Raw genomic sequence first — 2419 nt, forward strand, 5'->3', positions numbered from 1 at the left:
CCAGAGCTCAAGCAGTTCATGGACGAAGCTAAGCTAGGCGTGCAAACAACAAAGGCAAGCAAACCATACTAGTGGTTTATGCTTGCCTTTTCTTTTAGCCTAATAATTTACGCAGCTTTGCTAGTAGTTTATCTTTAAGTCGGTAGAGCTGACTCTTGGAGATTGAATACTCCTTGGCACTCTGATTCAGACTCTCGCCTTGCAGAATGTTGTTGAGCAAGACCTTGCGTTCAAGTTCATCCAGATTCAAGATCGCATCTTGCAAGATGAAGGCCATCTCCTCATCAACATGATCTAAGACATTGAATAGCTCATCATCCTGCGTCTCCTTCTCCTGCTTGCGCTGCATCTGGCGGAGCTTATCTTGCGTATGCCAGACAACCTTCATGAAGCTCAAGCGATCAACTTCGCTCTCCTCAAGCTGACTATGCTGCTCGATCATTTCGGCGTACTTGATTAATCCCTCTTGCATTAAGTCATCGTAGTAATGGCAACTTGGCCAAACATGTGCCCGCTTCAAGGCCACTGCGACCAACTTCTTATTATTCCATGCCTTCAAAAAACTCTTTTTGCTGATTTTTTTCATTGTGTGACTTCCTTTAAATAGTTGTCACAAGCGCTTGTGCTCCATTATAGTAACAAGATTATCTGCAAACTAAAAAACGAAGTTCTTTCACTGTATCGCTAATATATCAAGATTCAGCAAACTTGACTATTAGCTGTCTAAGGCAAGAACTGAGCTAGCTTAGGCTTTAGCGAGGTTGAACTTCGTTTAAAAATATTTCAAGAAAAAATCGATCCTAATTAATCGATTGGTTGCGTTTAACTTTATGGAGGTAATATGTAAGATCTTCTTCGGCTATTTGGATTTCATCGTAGATATGATGGCAGCTACGCGTAATAGCGAGGTTGGAGATATCTTCAATTACATGAAGTAGACTATCATGTTGATGTTTAAAGCCGTTTAGAATCTCTTTATCATCTAGTAGGGTCTTTTGTTTATTCTTCTGGGCAAGGTAAGACAAGCAAAAATCGTCAAAGATTGATCTCAAGGCGTAATTATGATGAATACTATCGCGCAAACGTTGTTTGATATTAGAGTCGATATTATGATAAGTAATTTCAAAAGGCTTTTCGCCTATTTTTAAACCAGAAAAAGTCAACTTCTTGCCTTGATAGTTGTAATCCTTGCAGTGATGAAGGGCAACCCAATCTGTGTGGCGCTTGGTCATGCCATGAAGTGAGAAGAAGCAGCGGTAGCCAAGAGATACAGTATGGTGTCTGGTGATTCCTAGAGACTTGGCAATTAAATCCTGAGTCCAGCGACCGCAGGGGCTTTCTTCATGCAGGAACCTATTAACGAGGATATGCGTCTTCTGGGTACTAAGGACCAGATTCTGCTTTAGATCAACAATCAATGTGTTGTACTTCTGCTTAATCTGATTATTACAGAAGTCAAACAACAATAATGTATCGTTGCGGTCCATTCGGTAGTTATTATTGACCGTAACTAATGCATTGATCTTTTGATCCTTTCCATACTCCACTAATTCGAAAAGATCTTCCTTGCATAGATTGTCAAATTTAGTCAGCTCGGCTAAGGCCGGGTTGGCATTACTCATAAATACCTCCTAAAAATAAAAAACATTTTACTACGCCCTGGTATAGGGCTAAAAATCACAATCAATAGTATATCATGCTTTACAAAATAATGTTAGTTATTTTATTATTTTTATCAATAAAATGTGTAAAATTATACGAATTGGGTATATTTGTCAAAAATTATTATACGTTCGTATAATGCTTTGATTTCGCTAAAATAGCTAACTTATTGTATAAAATATTTATGTACACATTACTTTTTACTTTTAATGTGCAAATTGCACATATATTAGCAAAAATAAGTAAAATTACTTTAAATGTGCAATTTTTAATAGCTTATTATTTTGATTTGTTATTTTAGATAGACTAATTGCATTGAGGGCAAAAAGAAAAGACGAGATTGCTCCCGTCCTTTCCGTTTACACGCCAAGCTTAGCTTCATCCATGAACTGCTTGATCTGTTCGTCAGTGAAGTATTTACCGTATCTAGATTTAACCTTGGCAAATATTTGCTCATCTGAAAAGTCAGATTCACCTAAGATAATGATCAAATTTGTGAGCCCCTCGGCTCGACCTTTAAGTATTCCTTGACCTTCGCCTTCGATTAACCATTCGTTTTTGTTTCTTTCGTAGCTCACGATATTCGACCTCCTGTCCTTGTTTAGTTCGTCAACTCTATTCTGAGCCCAGATAAACTGCTCATTCAAGCTTACTTCTTCATCGTTCATGAGTTTTGCCAGCTCCTTAAGTTCATCGCTTTCGCCGGCAAAGTCTCCCTTTGAGTTAATGATAACCTTAGTTGAGCCGTCATTCAACT

General features: G+C 38.1%; 2 protein-coding genes and 1 pseudogene. All 3 read right to left on the bottom strand.

Annotated elements, in window-relative coordinates; translation table 11 throughout:
- Positions 1-94: 94 nt before the first annotated feature.
- Positions 95-586 carry a sigma-70 RNA polymerase sigma factor region 4 domain-containing protein gene (locus BN53_RS08680; protein ID WP_009560581.1) on the bottom strand — a complete coding sequence of 164 codons (492 nt, stop codon included), beginning with the start codon at positions 584-586 and terminating at the stop codon, positions 95-97.
- Between the two features lie 214 nt (positions 587-800).
- On the bottom strand, positions 801-1622 hold the full coding sequence (locus tag BN53_RS08685) for a hypothetical protein (protein ID WP_009560582.1): 822 nt from the start codon (positions 1620-1622) through the stop codon (positions 801-803).
- Positions 1623-2021: 399 nt separating this feature from the next.
- Positions 2022-2419: pseudogene (locus BN53_RS09730) on the bottom strand (Rpn family recombination-promoting nuclease/putative transposase); the annotation flags it as partial.

The sequence above is a fragment of the Lactobacillus pasteurii DSM 23907 = CRBIP 24.76 genome, assembly GCF_000297025.1.
Classification (GTDB): Bacteria; Bacillota; Bacilli; order Lactobacillales; family Lactobacillaceae; genus Lactobacillus; species Lactobacillus pasteurii.

Bases quoted from the DNA above. Each gene is read 5' to 3' on its own strand.
- BN53_RS08685 (WP_009560582.1), bottom strand. From the start codon at position 1,622: ATGAGTAATGCCAACCCGGCCTTAGCCGAGCTGACTAAATTTGACAAT.
- BN53_RS08680 (WP_009560581.1), bottom strand. From the start codon at position 586: ATGAAAAAAATCAGCAAAAAGAGTTTTTTGAAGGCATGGAATAATAAG.